The organism is Paraglaciecola sp. IT1134 (assembly GCF_058068185.1).
In genome coordinates, this window is sequence record NZ_CM176486.1 from 4,475,658 (window position 1) to 4,496,388 (window position 20,731).

Annotated in this window: 18 protein-coding genes; 13 read left to right on the forward strand and 5 right to left on the reverse strand. The window is 45.2% G+C overall.

Translation table 11 applies throughout. From position 1 onward, the window contains the following. Positions 1-211: 211 nt before the first annotated feature. Positions 212-1,939, forward strand: a complete 1,728-nt coding sequence (gene aceK / locus AC3RV5_RS19495; protein WP_489729234.1) for a bifunctional isocitrate dehydrogenase kinase/phosphatase — start codon at positions 212-214, stop codon at positions 1,937-1,939. A gap of 48 nt (positions 1,940-1,987) precedes the next feature. On the opposite strand, the gene AC3RV5_RS19500 is transcribed toward aceK, so the two are convergent. Continuing rightward, positions 1,988-3,259 (reverse strand): mechanosensitive ion channel family protein, encoded by a 1,272-nt coding sequence (locus AC3RV5_RS19500; RefSeq protein ID WP_489732216.1) that lies wholly within the window; start codon positions 3,257-3,259, stop codon positions 1,988-1,990. A gap of 119 nt (positions 3,260-3,378) precedes the next feature. Next, positions 3,379-3,768: an MAPEG family protein gene (locus AC3RV5_RS19505; protein WP_489729235.1), complete on the reverse strand. Its 390-nt coding sequence runs from the start codon at positions 3,766-3,768 to the stop codon at positions 3,379-3,381. Positions 3,769-3,994: 226 nt separating this feature from the next. On the opposite strand from AC3RV5_RS19505, the gene AC3RV5_RS19510 reads away from it, so the two are divergent. From AC3RV5_RS19510 to AC3RV5_RS19520, 3 genes are all read left to right on the forward strand, one after another. Next, positions 3,995-4,705: a ZIP family metal transporter gene (locus tag AC3RV5_RS19510; RefSeq protein WP_489729236.1), complete on the forward strand. Its 711-nt coding sequence runs from the start codon at positions 3,995-3,997 to the stop codon at positions 4,703-4,705. A 175-nt stretch (positions 4,706-4,880) separates the two neighbouring features. After that, positions 4,881-5,957, forward strand: a complete 1,077-nt coding sequence (locus AC3RV5_RS19515; protein ID WP_489729237.1) for a GGDEF domain-containing protein — start codon at positions 4,881-4,883, stop codon at positions 5,955-5,957. Positions 5,958-6,010: 53 nt separating this feature from the next. Beyond that, on the forward strand, positions 6,011-6,931 hold the full coding sequence (locus tag AC3RV5_RS19520; protein ID WP_489729238.1) for a 1-aminocyclopropane-1-carboxylate deaminase/D-cysteine desulfhydrase: 921 nt from the start codon (positions 6,011-6,013) through the stop codon (positions 6,929-6,931). Between the two features lie 64 nt (positions 6,932-6,995). Here the strand turns inward: AC3RV5_RS19520 and AC3RV5_RS19525 are convergent, their stop codons facing one another. Next, on the reverse strand, positions 6,996-8,690 hold the full coding sequence (locus AC3RV5_RS19525; RefSeq protein WP_489729239.1) for a tetratricopeptide repeat protein: 1,695 nt from the start codon (positions 8,688-8,690) through the stop codon (positions 6,996-6,998). A 269-nt stretch (positions 8,691-8,959) separates the two neighbouring features. On the opposite strand from AC3RV5_RS19525, the gene AC3RV5_RS19530 reads away from it, so the two are divergent. The 5 genes from AC3RV5_RS19530 to AC3RV5_RS19550 all read left to right on the forward strand — a co-directional run bounded on the left by AC3RV5_RS19530 (position 8,960) and on the right by AC3RV5_RS19550 (position 14,252). Beyond that, positions 8,960-9,970, forward strand: coding sequence for a Kelch repeat-containing protein (locus tag AC3RV5_RS19530; protein WP_489729240.1), 1,011 nt, complete (start codon positions 8,960-8,962; stop codon positions 9,968-9,970). After that, on the forward strand, positions 9,967-10,584 hold the full coding sequence (gene pnuC, locus AC3RV5_RS19535) for a nicotinamide riboside transporter PnuC (RefSeq protein WP_489729241.1): 618 nt from the start codon (positions 9,967-9,969) through the stop codon (positions 10,582-10,584). Before AC3RV5_RS19530 ends, pnuC begins: the two co-directional genes overlap by 4 nt. Before the next feature lie 464 nt (positions 10,585-11,048). Next, entirely contained in the window at positions 11,049-12,251 is a 1,203-nt protein-coding gene (locus AC3RV5_RS19540; protein WP_489729242.1) for a saccharopine dehydrogenase family protein, read from the forward strand. 65 nt (positions 12,252-12,316) lie between these two features. Then, positions 12,317-13,456: a carboxynorspermidine decarboxylase gene (gene nspC / locus AC3RV5_RS19545; protein ID WP_489729243.1), complete on the forward strand. Its 1,140-nt coding sequence runs from the start codon at positions 12,317-12,319 to the stop codon at positions 13,454-13,456. 520 nt (positions 13,457-13,976) lie between these two features. Further along, a complete protein-coding gene (locus AC3RV5_RS19550; protein WP_489729244.1) occupies positions 13,977-14,252 on the forward strand; it encodes a response regulator in 276 nt (91 codons plus the stop codon). Positions 14,253-14,256: 4 nt separating this feature from the next. Here AC3RV5_RS19550 and msrA read toward each other — a convergent pair whose 3' ends face one another. After that, positions 14,257-14,844 carry a peptide-methionine (S)-S-oxide reductase MsrA gene (gene msrA, locus AC3RV5_RS19555; protein WP_489729245.1) on the reverse strand — a complete coding sequence of 196 codons (588 nt, stop codon included), beginning with the start codon at positions 14,842-14,844 and terminating at the stop codon, positions 14,257-14,259. A gap of 311 nt (positions 14,845-15,155) precedes the next feature. Between msrA and AC3RV5_RS19560 the strand changes: the two genes are divergently transcribed. Both AC3RV5_RS19560 and AC3RV5_RS19565 read left to right on the forward strand, forming a co-directional pair. Then, entirely contained in the window at positions 15,156-15,695 is a 540-nt protein-coding gene (locus tag AC3RV5_RS19560; RefSeq protein ID WP_489729246.1) for a manganese efflux pump MntP, read from the forward strand. A gap of 403 nt (positions 15,696-16,098) precedes the next feature. Further along, complete coding sequence (locus tag AC3RV5_RS19565; RefSeq protein WP_489729247.1) at positions 16,099-16,530, forward strand: OsmC family protein; 432 nt, start codon at positions 16,099-16,101, stop codon at positions 16,528-16,530. 99 nt (positions 16,531-16,629) lie between these two features. Here AC3RV5_RS19565 and AC3RV5_RS19570 read toward each other — a convergent pair whose 3' ends face one another. Further along, positions 16,630-17,115, reverse strand: a complete 486-nt coding sequence (locus tag AC3RV5_RS19570) for a thioredoxin domain-containing protein (protein ID WP_489729248.1) — start codon at positions 17,113-17,115, stop codon at positions 16,630-16,632. A gap of 363 nt (positions 17,116-17,478) precedes the next feature. Here AC3RV5_RS19570 and AC3RV5_RS19575 point away from each other — a divergent pair, with 363 nt between their 5' ends. Both AC3RV5_RS19575 and AC3RV5_RS19580 read left to right on the forward strand, forming a co-directional pair. Beyond that, positions 17,479-18,945: a hypothetical protein gene (locus AC3RV5_RS19575; protein WP_489729249.1), complete on the forward strand. Its 1,467-nt coding sequence runs from the start codon at positions 17,479-17,481 to the stop codon at positions 18,943-18,945. 266 nt (positions 18,946-19,211) lie between these two features. Then, a complete protein-coding gene (locus tag AC3RV5_RS19580) occupies positions 19,212-20,345 on the forward strand; it encodes an alpha/beta hydrolase family protein (RefSeq protein WP_489729250.1) in 1,134 nt (377 codons plus the stop codon). The last annotated feature ends 386 nt before the right edge of the window (positions 20,346-20,731 follow it).

The following is a 20,731-nucleotide window of genomic DNA, read 5'->3' on the forward strand; positions in this document are numbered from 1 at the left end:
ATTATATTTGAATCTCTGTTCATGCCGTCAATTTGCCGTATAGACGTCTATATGTCAACCGCCTAACCCGCTTGTTTTTGTTATTTGTTATGCTTATCTGTGCCTAAGGGCATTTTTTGGTAAAAACTTAAGCACAAACGACCCAGCACTAGAATCACTTTAGCAAATTTGTTATCTATAGCAGTCGATATTCTCAACGAGCGTTAAGTCATTGTCCGATCCCCAAAGCAAAAGCCAGGAAAAAGTTGCCTATTTGATCCTCCATGGCTTCGATAAAAGTTATCGTTGGTTTAGTCGGATCACTAAGGGGGCTCAACAACGTTTCGAGAGTGCAAAGTGGAAAGCCACCCAATTGGCTGTGAAAGAGCGGATCAGCATTTATGAGCAAAGTTTAACTGAAGTGGTCAGCGAAATTTATCAACTTGTTTATCCCCACCAGCAAAACTCGGCTTTTTGGATTGACCTTAAAAACCAGTTTCAGACGTTATTACGTGACCACCCCCAATATGAATTGGCAGAAACCTTTTATAACTCAGTTATTGGACGTATTTTCCATCATCAACAAATAGACGACAGGTTGATGTTTATGTTGCCCAGTCGCTGTTATCTAGCCGGCCAAGATAGATACAAAGTCGTCAACAGTTTTGATACCACAGGTACGGTACGTAAAATGCTCGAGGACATCTTCGCCCGGTATCGCTTTGACTTGTCTTTCGATGACAAAGAGCGTGACTTGAGCAATTTGGACAGGGCCTTGCGAGAGCGGCTTAATATTAGACAGTTGGCTAGCGTGCATACAGTAGAAATGCTCAAACCGGTTTTTTATCGCAGCAAATCTGCTTACCTGATTGGTCGCATCTGCATGCCACAGGAGACTTTACCTTTTGTTATTCCGTTAATGCTGACAGAGGATAAAAAGTTACAGGTCGATGCACTATTGATGGAACGTCAGGATTTGAGTGTGATCTTCAGTTTTGCCCGGGCCTATTTTATGGCCGATACCCAGCATCCCGCAGAGGTCGTGGCATTTTTACAGGAACTGTTGCCTCATAAGAAAAACTTCGAACTCTATATTGCCCTGGGTTTATATAAACATGGTAAAACCGTATTTTATAGAAACTTTTTACAACATCTGGATAATAGTCAGGATCAGTTTGCAGTGGCCCCGGGTATTCGCGGTCTGGTCATGGCGGTGTTTCACCTGCCCTCCTACGGTGTGGTATTTAAGATCATCAAGGATGAATTTCCGGAAAGTAAAAAAATCACCCGCCAGCATGTCAAAGACTGCTATCGTCTGGTTAAGATGACCGACCGTGTGGGACGCATGGCCGATACCCACGAATACATGAATTTTCGTTTGCCCCGGACTCGTTTGTCCGAGTCCTTATTAGCCGATTTAATGGCTCAATGCGCCAGCAGTGTGGAGTTAACGGCACACGAAGTGATCATCAAACATCTGTATATTGAACGCAGAATGACCCCGCTGAACCTATATTTAGAACAAGAAACTGATCCTCAACTTATCCACAATGCCTTAAATGATTTAGGGTTATGTATCAAACAAATCGCCGCAGCGAATATATTCCCCGGGGATATGTTACATAAAAACTTTGGCATTACCCGTGGCGGGCGCGTGATATTTTATGACTATGACGAGATTTGTTATATGCACCAGCGGGAATTCAGAGCGATTCCCAAATCGGATGACCCTTATGCATTGGACACGCTGTCCGTCGGACCCACCGATGTATTCCCGGAGCAGTTTGAGCATTTTATTGTGGGTAAAAAACACTTAAAAACCCAACTTAAACAACTACACGGTGATCTGATGACGGTGGAATTCTGGTTGTCGCTGCAAGCTAAAACCTCCCATGGCGAAATTCCGGATTTTATTCCTTATGATCAAACCAAGCGTTTCAATCAGCAAAGGGCCCTGTAGCCTTAACTTTGCGAGACAAACCTTTACAGTTCACATAACTCAACGTGACTATTTTGGATCCAATAAACGTACTTCCCGTTGGGGGAAGGGGATCTGAATACCATGCTCACGTAAGGTTTCAAAGATCAGTAACATTAAGTCGCCGCCTACCCGATTGCGACCGTCGTCTATGCCTTCCATCCAGAACTCCACAAACATATTGACGCCGGAATCACCAAAGCTGTCGATTTCACAATCCGGTCTTTCTTCCAAGGGGTACTGCTCGCCACTTAACACCTGGGAATGGGTGCCGACCACTTCCTTTACGATTTCCACCATTGCGCGAATATCTGTGTGGTAAGCCACGGAAAAATCCACTCTATATCTTTGTTTGGGGTTTTTATGAGACCAGTTAACAAAAGTGGATGAAATAAACTTATCGTTTGGCACCATGATGTCTTTACCATCATAGGTTTCCAAGGTGGTATAACGCATCTTGAAATCCCGCACAAAACCTTTGTTACCGTCCTCCAACTCCAGATAATCCCCGATTGTAAGTGAACGGTCGATCAAGATAATAATGCCGGAAATAAAATTTGAAGCGATGGACTGCAGGCCAAAACCGAGCCCGACTCCTACTGCTCCGCCAAAGACCGCCAAAGCCGTGAGGTTAATGCCCATCACATTGAGTAATAACAAGGCAATAACACACACCAATGCCACTTCAAATAACTTAGCAAAAACTTCGCGGGTGCGAATATCCAGGGATTCCTGTTTACGAATTATATCCTGGCCAACGGAATTTGATGCTCGGCCAATCCAGAATAGCAAAGAACCGAATATCAGTACCCGAGCCAGACCGTAGGCCGATATTTCTATATTACCCAGGGTTAAACTCAAGCCCTGTAAGACCACTTTAATGCTAACTAACCAGCCCACCATATGTAAAAAAAGTAGTGGCAACACCATCCATTTAAATAGGCCTCTGAGCACCAAGTTCGATACGCAGATAGTGATCACCGAGTTGAAAAACAACAAGACCGCTATGGTTAAAGCCACAGTGAGCAACCAGTTATTGGCCATAAAATAGTGACTGAATTCGGTATTTAACTTCAGCAATAAAATAGCGATTAGCGGAAAGATCATCTTATCCACACGGTAGGTGATTTTACGCAAGGGATGAGCATTGGGATCCGGTGCTTGGGAAACAAGTGTTGAGTAACGGCGAATTTTCAACGCTAACCAATAGGCGAATAAATAAATGCAACCTATCAGCGCTAGCTGCACATAGGTATCGGTTTGCAGCAATTGCTCACTCACATTCTTGCTGTGTTGTAGCAAGGTCTGGCTGACTGAATCTTTATTGGTATTCAATTTATTATCTCCCACAGCACAAGGGTCATCACAATACAGATTTAAGATACAGCACCGTGCGCTTAAGCACAGCAACTAAAAAAACGCTAAGGGATGGCCAGCCAAATAAGAGACAAGGAGCAGATAAAGCCTACTGCCCAAAAAATACTGCGCACGGCATGTACATCAAACCAATAAGCCAGCAAATACCCGGTTCTGGCCAGGATAAATGCCATAGCCAGGTTTTGTGCCAGATAACCTGTTGTGCCAGTGGCTATCACGGCCAAGGCGCCGGGAGTAAACATGATCAGGGCTTCAAAACAGTTCTCATGAGCCGCCAAGGCACGAGCACCAAAACCACGGAGTTGTTTTTGTTGTTCCCTGGGGTAGCGATTATCATAACCACCTTGTTCTTTGTTCATTGCCAATGATAATGGCCCTTTTGTTAAAATAGGCATCAAGGTGGCAATAATCAGACATATCAGAATAATAGTCATATGACGGGCTAAAAATAATGGACAAGGTAGGCTTACTTTAGCACGTCTTAAATGCAATTGACTAACCGCTTCTATGGCATTAAATACCCGTTAGCAGCGATAATGCCCAAGGGTATGCACACGGCCAACAACTCTTTGATAACATCAGGTTATTAATCGATTTTGTTATGCGAAACTTTATGTTTTTTACCCAATTCAGGTATAAACGCAACGCGTCAGGAGCACTATGGACAGCTTAGTATTGGTCATCATCTCAACGTTAATAGCGGGCTTAGCCATCCCAGTGGGGGGAGTTATTGCGCGCTTTGAACACTTTCAATCCGCATGGATTGAGCAGGAATTCAGGCATGGAATTATGGCGTTTGGCGGGGGTGCCCTACTGTCTGCCATAGCCTTGGTTTTGGTTCCTGAAGGCATTCGTAATCTCTCAGTATTACCCGCAGTCGTGTTTTTTATTGCTGGCAGTCTTGGTTTTATGTCCCTGGACATTTTATTAAAAAAGATTAATACCCCTGCCAGTCAGCTGGCTGCCATGTTGGGGGATTTCATTCCTGAATCTATTGCGTTAGGCGCGGCCTTTGCGTCTGGTAATAACAATGCTTATTTATTGGCGGCCCTGATAGCCTTACAAAATTTACCTGAAGGATTCAATGCGTTTAGCGAACTGAATTCGTCTGGGAGCTTTAGTGCCGCAAAATTATTGCTGATTTTCAGTTTTCTGGCTCTGCTTGGGCCGATAGCCGGGGTGTCCGGTTATATTTGGCTGGCTGATTTTCCTCACTATGTGTCCGCGATCATGCTGTTTGCCTCCGGAGGAATTTTATATTCAATTTTTCAGGATATCGCCCCTCAAGTGAAATTGGAAAAACATTGGTTTCCGCCTATGGGGGCGGTGTTAGGTTTTGTTTTGGGCATGGTCGGTTTTATGCTTACCTAACATCAAAATGGTGTTTAGCCAGCCTCAAGGAAGCTTAAAAAGGTGTTTTGCCCAGCGTATAGAATTGATTTTAAAATTATTCAGAGCATGTTTTAATGACAAGATTAGGTTAACCCCGATCGGTTTAAGGAGTCGTTAAATTAACCCTGTTACTGCTATTCAACGACGAATCGATATGGATGTGCTTCGGCGCTCAATGACCGGTGTATTGGTGTATGCCTTGCTGCTTCCCGTGGTTTTTTGGCCTTTCGATTTCCATCTGCTACAGCCTGTGCTGAGCTTGTATTTTGCCGGCGCCATGTTGTTGATCAGTATTTTGCGTATTATGCACAAAATTTTCACCGTTCAATTGTACGACTATTCAGTAAAGTTGTGGTTCTGGCTTTTTGCAATCCTGTCACTAAGCCATGCGGCTGTGCTTAGCAGCGTTTTTACTTACGGTATTTATGATCCGCGATTTATCCCCATAAATCATGTCACCATGCTAGCCATGGGCGGCGTGGTCAGTGGCGCTTTGATATCACTTATTCCACGTATAAAATTTGCCATATTCAACTTGGTAGTGCTGCTAGCGCCTTCAATTGTCACTGGTTTAATCATTGCAGACAAATTAGCATTTAGTTTAATGATATTGGTATTTGGCTGTTATATCGCGGCAATAGGTATTCGCTCACACCGGGAATATATTCGCTCTTTTGAAATTGAAGCCCAATTGGATAGCCAGAAAAATGAACTGGAAAAGCTCAATAAAATGGATGCCCTTACCCATATTTACAACCGGGGCTATTTTAATACCCAGTTTGAATATCAGTGGAATACCGGAGTAAGGCACTCTATCCGTCAAACATTGTTACTGATCGATGTCGATCACTTCAAACTGATTAACGATAGTTATGGTCATTTGGTGGGCGATACCTGTTTGCGCCACATTGCCCAGTTAATCAGTGCATCGGTAAAACGCAAAAATGATTTGGTGGCCCGTTTTGGCGGTGAAGAATTTGCAATATTGCTCGATGCCAGTGATAACCAGCAAGCCATGGAAATCGCAGAAAACATCAGGCAAAGCATAGCTGACTGCCCCTTTAACTACGATGACAAAACCTTTAATGTTACGGTGAGCATAGGTATAGCCAGTGTGCTGCCCACCCCACAAATGAATTCCAATCGCCTGATAGAAGCTGCTGACAAAGCGCTGTATCAGGCTAAAGACAACGGTCGGAATCAGGTCGTACTGTCCACAGAACTGGCATAACTTAAGACGATTATCAGTACCGCTGATTCACAATTTTAGGCATCCACACCAGCATGAGCGAACACCTCGACGCAATTATAAACTCACTAGAAATATCCAGTCCGTCTACGGAACAGAGGCTGCAGGTTGACTGGCCAAACAGTGAAAATCAGCAAATTTGGCTCAAACGAGATGATTTACTGCACCCTATAATATCCGGCAATAAATGGCGCAAGCTCAAACATGCCTTACTGGCAGCCAAACAAAACCATACAACCCATATCGTGAGCTTCGGAGGTGGTTTTTCCAATCACCTGCACGCCTTAGGTCATGCCTGCTCCCGACTCGATATCCAGCTGACGGCTATTGTGCGTGGGGATTACTCCGCCCACCTCACTCCTATGTTGGCGGACTTGAGTCGCTGGCAGACCCAGGTGCACTATGTCGACCGCCAGACCTATAGACGACGAGACCAAGCAGACTATTTGGCCCATTTACAGCTTATCCACCCTGGTGCGATGATTATTCCTGAGGGGGGGTCCCAGCGTTCAGCCCTTGAGGGAGTGATGGAGATCATTGCTGAGTTGGGCCAGAGCTATGATCATATTCTCGCTCCTGTGGCCAGTGGTGGCACCCTGGCTGGCTTGATACACGCAACCCGGCACACCCACACCCAGGTAACAGGAATTGCCGTGTTAAAAGGCCAGGGATATCTGGAAAACCTGGTAACTGGTCTGCTGCCAACAGGGGCCAAACCAAACCATAACTGGCATATTAATCATGATCACCACTTTGGAGGCTACGCCAAAAGTCCAGAGCGATTAACTGCATTTTGCACCGAGTTTTATACCCAAACTCAGATCCCTATTGAACCTGTGTACAGCGGTAAATTATTTTATGCCGCCAAGGCCCTCATCAGTAAGGGCACGTTTGCCACAGGGGCAAAAATTTTGCTGTTACATACAGGCGGCTTGCAAGGAGCAAGAATAACTTAAGCGTCGCTAATCTAGCCCCTTTTTTAAGGTTAGGTCTAGAACTAGACGTCACATGCGTGAAGCGTCACATGCGTGAAGCGTCAAGTTGCACATCAGCCATAGACCATATTTGGGTAAATTTTTCACGCACTTGCGCTGCGTCTTGTTGTTTTCCCTGTGCCTCCAGGCTTTGAACTAAACCAAACATCGACCAACCATTTTTGGGATAAGCCTGCAGATCCTTGCGGTAAACCTGCTCGGCCTCAGCATAATCACCAGATTGCATCAGCGCGATACCCAGTGACTGCCGGGTCGGATAATACCAAAATGGTGGCTCCATATAGGGTAAGGTATCTTGAGCCACTACAGCGTCGGAGAAATAATTAACCCCGGCAACATGATTGCCTTGTGCCAGAGCGATCTCCCCCCTGAGTAAATTGTCAGCAATGGCCAATAACACACTGGCCGGATAATCAGAGCCATCCAGAGTGTGAATTATCTGGGAATCCAGCAAGGGTTGTAGGTCATCAAGTTCAGACTGGGCGGCGCTTACATTACCTGTACGTACATAAGCTACACCCCGGGCATAATGCTGAATAGCGTTGGAGTACGCCAGCCTAGGGGCAGGCATAGGCTCAGCCAAAATTTCGTCCCAGTGTGCAAATTGAGTTAACGCCAGTATCGGAATAGTCTTGAAAAACTCCACAGTAGGAAATTGTTCGATCATTTCCAACCTGACATTGGCTGCGACTTTACGGGCGGCTTCGATGGCCACCTTGCTGTTACCCATCATACTTGAGGCCGCCCACAAAAAGTGGATATTGTGGGGGTAATACAAAGCAGGGTAAAAACCCTGGGCATTACACTGGGCAATATATTTTTCGTCTACCGCCGCCGCCTGCACATTCGCCTGTGCGGCATCGTGATAACGACCGACTCGCCAATATATATGAGCTGGCATATGCACCAAATGGCCTGATCCTGGCACGAGGTTGGCCAAGGTATCTGCCGCCACTTCAGCTCGCTCGGGCGCATTGGAAGCCTCTACCGCGTGGATATAAAGATGTAAAGCCAGCGGATGTTGTGGCTGATGCTGCATGACACTTTCAAGGGTGTTAATCACTTCAACTGTGGCCGGCTTAGGTTGCCGCGCATCCAGCCAATAGTCCCAGGGCATGGTATTCATTAAGGCTTCAGCAAATAGTGCGGCGGCGTCATCGTCTTGGGGATAGTTATGGGCAAGTTGGCGCATGGCATCTGCATAGGCAATATCTAAGGGCAGTCGCTCAGTGTCGGGATCCCCATTGTAACGCGCAGCCAGGGCATCTATGTAGGCTTGTTCCTCAATCGAAGCGTTATTTTTGAGTTTTAGGGCTTTTTGCAACGCGGCATAGGCCGCAACCCGCTCTTGATCAGACATGACGGCTTTGCCGTTACTGGTCACGTTAATATTCGGCCCGGTGGCAAGTGCTTCCCCCCAAAAACACATTGCGCAATCCGGGTCGAGTTTTTGGGCCGCGACAAAGGAGCGGATGGCCTCGGCATGATTAAAACCAAAGGCCAACACCAGTCCCTGATTAAAATACCACTGGGCTGCGGGATCATCGGTGGTTATAGGGTGAGTATGTTCTCCCATACCATCAAAAAGTGGCGCCCCTGCCCGATTGACAATATCGGTCTTGTCCATCTGTTTACGGTCATTAAACGCTGAGTCAGATGAGACACAGGCCAAAAGTAATGTTACAGCTATACAGCAACACAGATATCTAAAAATATTCATTTTTCCCTCTGCTAGTGTAGCGGTTTGTAAATAATGGACTTTTTAGTATAGAAAAAAACGTCCTGAATGCCATGCCATTAGCCGAGTAAACCGTCACCGGGCATAACTGGGTTTTGCCGTTACTGAAGTTAGTCAACTATTTTTGATACTCAGGGGTAACAGGTTGCTTGTGCCCTTTTGGCATCGCAGTGGCGAGACCGGCAATCGCGCCATTACATTTGCCAGCGTCAGTGGTATATTTCGCCGTTAATTAACTCATAAAGCCGACTATGCCTAAACATTCAACAGCTAAGTATCTATTTGTTCTTGTTATATTTACCGTGCTTGGTCTTGGGGGCTGTGCCAGCCATGTATCTAGCAGTAAAACTCCCGAAGAAAGTAAGGCGGAAACAGGTCCGTCGACGACAACCAAAAATGCCCAGACCTTAACCCTTAATACCGCACGTTTCAGCCATGCTACTGCCAGTGACGGACAGAAACTTTATGTATTTGCTGGCTACGGTAAAAAAGGATTTTTGACGGATGTTGAAATCATCGATCCCCAAACGGGTAAAATCGAGGTTCTTACTGACAAAGTGCTGCCGCGCAGATATTTCTCGGCAGTGTGGGACGGTCAACACTCTATCTACCTGGTAGGCGGTATCAGTCTTATTGAGGATAGCGTGACACTAGAGCCCCGAGTAGAAATATTCGATACCCGCACGCACCAAGTCACCTTTGCCACGCCGGTTCCGGTGCCTAGACGCGACAGCAGTGCGGTATACCTTGACGGACGAATTTACCTGTTCGGTGGCAGCGAATACTCAGCCCTTACCGGTTATGAACTCATCCCCAGCACGTTGGCCACAAGTTACCATATTGCCAGTCAAAAATGGTTACCAATAGCCGACATGCCAACCGCTAAAGTAACCAGTGTGTTTGCCAAAGATGGCATGATTTACGCGCTCGGGGGTTACAGATATTTAACACCCATGGCGGTATTTGAACAGTACACTCCCGGCCGTAATCGCTGGCAAACCTTAACTCGCCCCCCGCAACCTCTGGCAGCACACTCATTGGCGCTTTTTGGTCAAAAACTGCTGGTATTTGGCAGTGATGATGAATTGGATTTAACCTATACCTATGATTATAGTCGGGAGAAATGGCAACGAACCAACATAGGTTATAGGCCAAGCAGCCAGAACACTGCCACCTTGTTGGGTGACACAATTTATGTAATAGGCGGCACAGCAGGTAAAGGTCAGGCCTTCCTAGATTATATTCAACAATTTCCCCAGTGAACTGGTTCCAGTGGATACAAGGATTCGGCGGGGCAACACCGGCAGAATGGGTAGCCACGCTGGCGGGATTTATCAGTGTATACCTTCTGATTAAACGCAATATCTGGTGTTTTGCCTTTGGGTTGATCCAAGTCAGCATTTACAGCTGGATTTTTTATGAGGTCAAACTCTATTCTGACATGCTGCTGCATGTCATTTATATCGGGTTCCAGCTATATGGTTGGCGGATTTGGGCGGCTTCCCAAGACGAACAGGGGCATATTCACCCGCAACCAGGCTCTGTCAGCCAGTATCTGGGGTTGATCCTACTGGTGATAACCGGAACTGCGTTATTAGGTACCTATATGGCCACGCAAACTGACGCCAGTTTTGCCTACCCAGACGCGTTTACCACCTGCGCCAGTTTGGTTGCCCAGTGGTTGTTATCTCATAAGAAACTGTTTAACTGGAGTTTCTGGATTGTAGTGGATGTGGTGGCGATAGGGATCTATTGGCAAAAAGGTTTATACCCCACTTCGGTCCTATATTTTAGTTTTTTGATCATGGCGGTCATCGGTCAATACAGTTGGCTAACAGCGATGCGACAACAACAGCCCGACGCACCGGAACATTAACCTTACGCCATGGGTTGAAAAATCAGCGCCAACAACGCTACCTCACTAACTTAGTGCCTTTTGCACTGTTCAAAGGCATGACGTCCTGTGTCCTTGGAAGTTCTTATTAATAAAAAATCATAAGCTACTGAAAATTATAGAAAATAAAAATTATTGTAGTATCAGGATAATTGGCGTGGCATGTGCAATTAGTTAATACATCAGGTGCCCAGAACACCTGATATAGAGAAGATAATAACGATAATAAAAAAAGCGCTACCGAGCGAATAAAAGCTCTTCAAACTAAGGCACCTTAGGTCAGCAATGGAATAAGGTGCCTTTTGTTTTTTTCAACACGTCAAAAAGTCCCCCATCAAGCCACAGTCCCCTTCTGCCAACTATTTTTATACGCTGTTTGTTTACTTCGCTAAATTAGGTGATAGCATTCGCGTTTTACTCAATTGCGTTAACTATGAGGATTCCTTATGTCTCGTGTGCTAATTATTGGCGCTGGTGGTGTTGCTGCAGTGACCATCAAAAAATGTGCTCGCCTGCCACAACTGTTTGATGAAATTTATCTTGCTAGCCGCACGGTTTCCAAGTGTGAAGCCTTGCAACAAGAAGTTGGCCTGGACCGGGTGAAAGGTGTGTTTGCCGTGGATGCAGACCATGCCAGTGAAGTGGTAAAAGTCATCAATCAGGTCAAACCCGATTTAGTCGTCAACCTTGCATTGCCTTATCAAGATTTAGCCATAATGGACGCTTGTCTTGAAACCGGTGTGGATTACCTGGACACGGCTAACTATGAACCCAAAGATGTGGCTAAGTTCGAGTATTCCTGGCAGTGGGCCTATCAAGAAAAATTTGAAAAAGCCGGTCTTATGGCCTTATTGGGCAGTGGCTTTGATCCCGGTGTCACTAACGTCTACACCGCCTATGCCGCCAAACATTACTTTGATGAAATTCATTACCTGGATATCGTTGATTGTAATGGCGGCGACCACGGCCAAGCATTTGCCACTAACTTCAATCCGGAAATCAATATTCGCGAGATCACCCAACGCGGACGCTTCTATGAAGACGGCCAATGGAAAGAAACCGATCCTCTTAGCGTACGTGAAGACTTGGATTATCAAAATATTGGCGTGCGTGCCTCTTACCTGATGTTCCATGAAGAGCTTGAGTCTATTGTTAAACACTTTCCGACGTTAAAACGTGCACGTTTCTGGATGACCTTTGGTGACGCCTATTTAACCCATTTAAAAGTGCTAGAAGGCATAGGCATGACCAGCATCGCTCCCATCGATTTCCAGGGTCAGCAAATTGTACCTCTGGAATTCCTAAAGGCAGTATTGCCTAACCCGGGATCGCTCGCTGACGGTTACACCGGCATGACGTGTATCGGCACCTATATTACCGGTGTCAAAGATGGTCAAGAAAAAACCATATTTATCTACAACAATTGCGAGCATGCTGCCTGTTTCGAAGAGGTGGGTGCCCAGGCGGTATCCTACACTACTGGTGTGCCAGCTATGATAGGCGCCGCCTTGATGTTGGACGGTACCTGGAAAAAACCCGGTGTGTGGAATATGGAACAATTCGATCCTGACCCTTTCATGGACATGTTAAACCAACATGGTTTGCCTTGGCATGTGCTTGAGTGTGACAAAAGTCCCTTTAGCCGTTAAGTTTACCTTAGCTTTTTTAGCGGGCTCGGCCATGCCGTACCCGCCTATTTTGAACGGAGTCACCGGTGCCAGATCCTTTATTAAACCCAGCCATACCTTCCCCGTGTTATGTATGTGAAGAAGCTAAACTCGAGGCCAATTTGCAGCTCATGCAGCATGTGCAACAGCAAACGGGTGTGGAAATTATCCTCGCGCTCAAAGGTTTTTCCATGTGGTCAACTTTTGCTTTGGTTAGCAAATACTTACAAGGCTCTACCGCCAGTGCAGTATGGGAAGCAAGATTAGGTAAAGAACAAATAGGTAAACAAGTGCATGCTTATTCTCCCGCCTTTAAACCGGCAGACATCGACCAACTGGTAGAGCTGGTCAATCACATTTCGTTCAATAGCTTGGGGCAATGGCAACGTTATAAATCGCAAATTGTGGCAGCAGGTGTCTCTCCTGGCTTGCGAGTTAATCCTGAGCACCGGGAAACAGACACTGAGTTATACGACCCCAGCGCTCCGGGCTCACGTCTGGGGATAAAAGCCCAAGACTTGATTAGTGCAGATTTATCTGGCATAGACGGCTTTCATATTCACAACCTGTGTGAATGCGACTCCTACGCCACAGAACGCACCATAAAAGCGGTGGAGCAAAAATTTGCGGCTTGGTTACCCCAGCTCAAATGGATCAACTTTGGCGGTGGTCACTTGATGACCAAAGAGGGTTACGATGTCTCCCACCTGATCACAGTGTTAAAAGGTTTCAAAGCGCGTCATCCCCATTTAAATGTCATTTTAGAGCCTGGTTCAGCCGTCGCCTGGCAAACCGGCACCTTGGTCTGTGAAGTCGTAGACGTGGTTGAAAACCGCGACACTATCGCCATTTTGGATATTTCCGCCACGGCCCATATGCCCGATGTACTGGAAATGCCCTATCGCCCCGAAGTGCGCGGTGCGGGTAAAACGGGTGAAAAAGCCTATACCTACCGTTTTGGTGGTAACTCTTGTCTCGCTGGAGATGCCATCGATTTATATAGTTTCGATCATAAATTACAGATTGGAGAACGGATTATTTTTGAAGATATGATCCACTACACTATGGTTAAAACCAGCTTTTTTAACGGTGTAGAACATCCATCAATAGGCATATTACACAAAGACAATAGCTTCGAACTGGTACGTAAGTTTGAATATGAAGATTTTAAAAACAAATTGTCTTGAATGCCAAAAATACTAAGCGGCCCTGCCTATACTCAAAATCATTGGAATTGCATGGCGGTGGCAAATGAATGAGATCCAGTGAGCTTAGTCTGCTAAGTAATTTGGGCGAATGAGCGCAGCCAACAAACAGGCAGTTTCAAGGATGAAGGGTATACAACACCTATGTGATAACCATTAATTTCATTGCTTATCACTGTTGCTCTGCCCTATTGGATAGGAACACGATGTTGCGCTGTTAAGGCGAGCTCCTCTCAAATAGCCATAACGCAACGTGAGATCTGATGGTGCAATCCATTTGGGTCCTTAACGGATGTTAGAATTTTAAAAAGGGTTTGATCTGCATTGCTCGACCCCGAAAGAGCATTGGTAACCGCGTTGCACTATTACTTCATTCAAGCGCTTTGCTCGAATACCGAGCACTATGCCATGTTAAATTATCGTTAAGTGTTCATTATTTACGCCGATTGGTATCAAACTCAGCCTGAGGTTTGGCTGGTTTAAAACAGTCAAAACCCGGTGAATGATCACCCAAAAATTTCGACCAGAGCTTATTCTGATAGCCCTGCATAGGCCGTTTATCGACGGCATGTCGGCGACCAAACATTTGCACAAAGCAGGATGTGCAGTGCCCATAGTATTTCAAACTGCCAATGTTAGCGCCGCTGACACCCAAAATTATTGGGCATCTGGCGCCAATGATGTATTGCCCAAAAACACCGGCATGGAACAATTATACCCGGTCTTAATTAAATATATGCTGACTGATAAACAACCTGTAGGCCCGGCCTCACCATAACTTGTCAGTGATCTGCTTGATCACCCCAAATTTCTTTAAGACGCTTGTCGCGACCACAGTTCCAGCGATATAAATTGTAACGTACCGGACTTTTTTTATAAAAATCCTGATGATAACTTTCCTCACCCTTAATCGGATAAAATCGTGACGCTGTCAGAATTGGGGTAACTACCTGTTGTTGAGAGAATTTTGCAATTACCTGTTTTTTGGATTGTTGGGCTAGCTTACGTTCTTCCTCATTGGCCACAAAAATTGCACTTAAGTAACTATGGCCTTTGTCACAAAACTGCCCTTGGGAGTCAAAGGGATCTATATTTGTCCAATAGTAGGCAAGCAGCTCTTTGTAGCTGACGACTTTTGGATCATAGGTGATTTCTACCGCTTCATAATGACCGTCATGGCGACCATTATAGGTAGGGCTTTGCAGTTTGCCGCCGGTGAAGCCAGATACCACTTCGCTCACTCCTTCGAGTTTTTCAAAATCTGACTCCATGCACCAAAAACAGCCCCCAGCCAATACCGCTTTTTCTGCCAAGGCATTCGCCGTGCAAAACTGCAAACTGATCAATAATAAAATTGTTTTATATTTCATATTATTCCTAAATTGCTTACCCATATAACTGCAGATCAATTGGTTGTACGTTCCACCCTAAGCGTTCGAAATTGGACAAAAAATGTCACGAGTAAGTGGTCTGCCAACGTCCAGCCGATACCTTAAGAGAACCGCTATACTGAGATATAATTTCAGCGTCTGGCAATAGGTAAAAAACTGTAGCGAAGCCACAATTTATTTAATTTCCCAGTAATTAGCGGGCAAGGTGATTTAGAGGATATAATTAGCCGCGTAACACTGAATAGGTGTTTTTTGGGCAAGTGCTTAAGCAATAAATGGAGTGATAGACAATGGTAGAAGTTTTGTTATTAGCGCTGGCCTTAAGTATGGATGCATTCGCGGTATCTATAGGTTTAGGTGCCAAACATAGTCTGAAGCCCTTAACCTTGGCCTTAATGGCAGCCATGTATTTCGGTATTTTTCAGGGCATAATGCCGTTGATTGGCTATTTAGGTGGCATGGGAGTGATCGACTGGGTTGGCAGCTACGCAAACTGGTTAGCCTTCATATTATTGGTATTCGTCGGCGCAAAGATGATATACGAATCCTTGGTTGAGGGAATTGAACAAGACATCGCCCAGATCACCCAGCGGGTAATGCTTATTTTAGCCCTCGCCACTAGCATAGATGCCCTTGCAGCGGGCTTCACCCTTACTTTAATAGACATCAATCCCTTATTGGCTTGCCTGACCATTGGCCTTGTCACCTGGCTATTTAGTTTTATTGGCGTGTTTGTGGGCAACAAAAGTGGTGAATGGTTGGAAAGCAAGGCCGAACTTTTCGGAGGGATAATCCTGATACTTATTGGTATTAAAATTTTGCTAGTGTGACCTAATGTTACTAATTTTAACCTGTATTGATTTACACCTGGAATTGTAAAAATTACCGTTCTTACCGCCGCTAGCAAAACTGTGGTTGTCTGAATAAGTGACGCACTGGCTGGGTGTAAAGTTTTATCCGTTTATTATCAATTTAAAGTCTACATACTATTTGCGTCGCCTCGTTTGGCCTTAAATCAATCTCACAAGGCACTATTTCATGGGCTTGGACATATAGGATCCTTCTGGCACCACTTCAGTAAGTGCCTTTAAATAACACCTTGCCAGAGTCCTATAGACCTATTGGGTTATCGCTGGCCTGTGAAAAGGCAGAGGTTTTGCATAGACCTTAGCTCGTCTCATGTTTAACCTTTTCGTAATATCAGTTAAGCGTCAATCCCATTAGGAGTCATGTATGAGTATTATTAAATCCGGTAGTGCAACTTATCAACCTTTAGGTAAACCTGGCAAAGGCAGTATTTCCACCCAGAGCGGCGCCCTTGCCAATCAACCTTATGGCTTTAACACCCGTTTCGAAGATGGCAAAGGCACCAACCCTGAAGAGCTTATCGCCGCGGCCCATGCCAGCTGTTTCACTATGGCATTGTCTTTCGCCCTGGCAGAAGCTGGTTACGATGATGGCAAGTTAGAAACCACAGCTAAAATCAGTCTGGATAAGGTGGATGACGGTTTTGAAATCAGTCAATCGGCACTGACGTTAACGGCTAAGGTTACAGGTATCAGTGAAAAGCAGTTGACAAACATAGCCAACGACGCCAAGCAAAACTGTCCGGTGTCCAAATTATTAAATGCCAACATCACCCTGGATATAAAGTTCGAACAATAATTTAGGCATCTGGTCTTAGTCAAGGCTGTAATACAATGACACAGGGGGAAGTTGCGCAGACACATATTGCTGTTTGCACTTCCCCAATCACCAGTAAATTCAAAACTGAAGTACAGGCAACATTGCGGCTAAATCTTCTGCCACACTTAGCACAGGCCGTTCAATTATCCGTCCTAGTTCCTGCTCCTGTTCAAACAAAATAAAAGTCGGCGTATAACGCAGTGCGAAAGATTTGTGGTCTCCCTCAGGCAACTGTTTGTTAGGGGGCACCGCGAGCAATTGCAAAGAGGCCAGATTAACATCGGCTAACGCGAGGGTCTTCAAAAGACGTGGCACCTCCCGTTCGCTGTCGTGGCACCAGGTACCAAACAGCACAACTAACGTCTTACCCTCAACATGCCTGATGGCTTGCAGTTCTAGCGCCGTTGGACGGTAGTTCTGGTATTGCTCATTAAACCCGGCAAACCGGGCTAACAAAGCCTGGCTGTCTATCAAGCCTACTACATCATTCCTGACGACCTTGGTGGCAGATTGACAGCCAAACAAAGTCACAGCCAACAGAAAAATCACACAGCCTTTAAACACGTTATTTTATCCTTAACAAAAAATGCAAAATGGAGGTATTCGGTGAGCAATAATTGCCTTCAGGCGGCTTAAGCGCTGTCCAGCCGTCGCTCAATGCTGGCAAGTTTAGCGAAAAATAAAGCCCCAGCTATTCTAATGTAACATGCCTCACAAATGTTAAGTCTGATATCCTATAGCTGCATATTTTCATTACTCGTACGAGGACGTAATTGAACTTCATTCCCTAAGTGATCTTAGAAATATAATTGCTCTGAATTCACAAAGTATACGCAAAATCAAATAGTTGTATAAATGCATTAGGTTACACTAGACTGCACTATATTGCTTTGCCCGGCAGGACGCCGACCAGAGAGAAAAAGTTTTATGCCGCAGACAACAGATGACAGTACATTCACAAAAGCGGTAAACGCCTTATTGTTAAAAGTTTATAATTCCTCCCAAGCCAGGGACTCTTTATTTGAGCAGGCTGAACTATTTTTTGTCTCGGTGGATAGCGAACGTCGTATCCTCCACAAACTAGAGCAAGACCGACAAAATACGCAACAGGAGGTCAATGAGGCGAAAGTTGATGCAAAAAAGGCAGACGCCCGTACCCGTTTAAACAGAGCTCAAAAAGCCCTTAGTGAAGAACAAGGAAAACAAGATCGCAAACGCTACACCCGGCTAAAAGCCTTAAATCAGGTCTGCCTGAAAATTATTGAATTAAGTGAAGGAAAAGACTGGCAAGAATCCCAGCGCAAGAGTGCCAAGTTTTTAGGCACCTTGTTGTTACTTTCTCCCAGCGAAGGGAAAAGTGTCGCCCATATCCACAAGAAATTTAAACCCCTTTACAAGGCCGTGTTAGCCATGCGCTTACTCGACCAGTTGCTCAAAGACAAAGAACTAGACAATAAATATGTGGCCAGCCGTTTTAATCTGGCCACTCGTTTTAGTAACCAGCCAAACAAACTGAGTCAATTCCAGCGTGACATAGCCATCCCGCTAATCAGCGCCAGCTTGTTACAGGATGTTGGATTACAGCACCCGGAAATTCAACGTTTGCTCAAGGGCCCGGATGGCTCATTAGATGAGTTTCGTATTCTAGAGAAAGAACTAAGGGTGCCGTTTCTGATTATGAGCCATGAGCAAACCCTTGAATATGTGGCTCATGGACTGGGCAATAGTCACTTTGAACAGGAAGACGACAACAGCGCGGAATATCGCCAACGTAAAGAGGCTTTTGAGAAACGCGACAATAATAGATCTGGCCTCATTCGCAGTTTGTTAAATGACGCCGTAAATCCCAAGTTTGGGTTAGGTAATGTGCTGAAAGTCACACAAATTTATACCTCAATAGTGCTATCCACTAAACCCGGCTTTAATTTCAATGATTTACCTAAAGCTGCCATGGTCATTGAGTTCTCCGCGCAAAAAGGAGCCGTCAGTCATGCCTCAGCCCTGGGTTTTATCAAATTAGTGGGGCATTTCCCCCAAGGTTATGGTGTGGTATTTGTTGCGCAGCCAACTGACGAACAAGCGCATAGTGAATACGATTACGCCATAGTTAACGCCTTGTGCCCGCCAACCCCTTATGAACCACGATGTAAAATAATTACCACCGGCCTCCAGCTCACCGCTCAACGCCAGGAAACCATCATATCTAGAACTCAAAACCTGTATTATGATGCAAATAAACAGCAACTTGCTCACTTAAGCGAAACACGTTTACAGGAAATTGCACAAATACTGGCGGACAACTTGGCCCAGCCCAAAAAAGCAGCCACTATTCCGAGTTTTTGGGTGCCTCACGGCTACTTTTATTTTAAAAAACAGCAGAATATCTGGGATTAATTAAACAGCAGTTACTAGCAAAAAAATCTAACCAAAAAATGGCGCCTCATTAGTTGGCAGCAATATTTTTACCCTAATTACCCTCTGCGGCAGATCAGCCCGGGGATCATTGCGTGAACTTATGTCTGTTAGCAGTTACGGTGCGGGATATGTTATAGTTTTCAGGCAAGGTATTTATCACAAAATGTGCATGCCCACCATCTATCTATCAATGCCTACGTTGATGTGACCCACAGCCTTAGCCGCGCAACCTAAAAAGGAAAATTATGCCTGTGAAGCTCGTCTGTCTATATGTTTTGCTGTTTCTGTTAGCCGCCTGTACCCCTCAAGATAAAGACAGTGCTAGTGGCATCAAATACGGTGTGGATACTAAATTTGTAGTCCCACATTGGACGGGTGATTTTAATGTGGGTAACACAGATTTTTACTGGATTGATGAAACCAGAAACGAACCCCATTTGGCAGACCCGTCTGCCAAACGCCAATTGATGGTAAAACTGTTTTATCCGACTGACGAACACTATTCGGAAAACCGTTTGCCCTTGTTGCCTGATGGATTTTGGGGATTCGAAAAAAACTTTGCGCCACTGGACAACAAAAGACTGCGCAGAAGCAATTACGATGGGCGTAAGTGGGATATCGAAGCGGACGCCAGCGTCAGCGAGCTGGACGGCTCATATCCACTGATCATTTTCTCTCATGGATATTATTTTATGCCGGAAGTGCATATGCAAATCGCAGGGGAACTAGCAAGCCACGGCTTTATTGTGGCCTCAATCAATCATCCCTATGGCGCTGCGTACTCTGAATTTTCAGGCAGTGATATGGTTTACGCGGAAAATTTACCACCGGACAATTTAGGCAGAGATCTTCCTCTTTGGTCAGCGGATCAAATATATGTGCTTGACCAGCTGCAAAAATTATCAGCGTCAGCCACCAGCCTGTTTTCCGGAAAAATAGACAAGCGCATAGGCGTAATGGGCCATTCTTATGGTGGCGCGGCGGCATTTTTTAGCGCAAGTCATGACCTGCGCATCAAAGCAGCCATTAATATCGACGGGACAGTTTTCGCTAGAGAGGGGATCACCCTGAATAAACCCTATCTTTATCTGCAAAGTGAGTCCGCTTTTGCACAGGATATTTTCCAGCAAATCACCCGTGAGTCTTACGCTGTTGTATTTACTGATTTAAGCCACAATTCATTCTCAGATTTTTCGCTCTATTGGAATTGGGATTTTCCACAGCAAAAACCATTAGGAGAAATTCAGCAACACAGTAGCGGCATACTCATCACCCGGTTTATCCACCAATTCCTTAACAAACATTTTGAGGGTGAACCTTCAGCCCTACTGGATGATGAAAATAACAGTATACAAGGTGTTGAAGTAACGAGATTCTAAGACGCAGAATTAAAAGGATCCTAATTTCTGATTGCCATGTGTACTGCAGGTTAGCTAGGGTCAGGCCCTGTAAGTTTGTCATGTGATCATCACCCAACTGAAATATTTCAGGCGTCTTTTGCTGGCAATGTTGTTGTTTCCCAGTGAGTTAGCCAGCAGCCCTAACGTTCAGGTGGCTTACGGGATTTATTTAGTGCGATTTAAATTGTTAATGTTGATTTTGATACCACTTTTATTGACCTCCGGTTTGAGTGTATTTGCCGATATGCAAATCACACCAAGGTGCGTGATGCCATGCGAGATATAAGTGGCGAACGGTTAGTTCAGTTGCAGTATTTAAATCCCTTGAATCACTTTCATGCTAGTGGTGTTGTCGATGACCCACA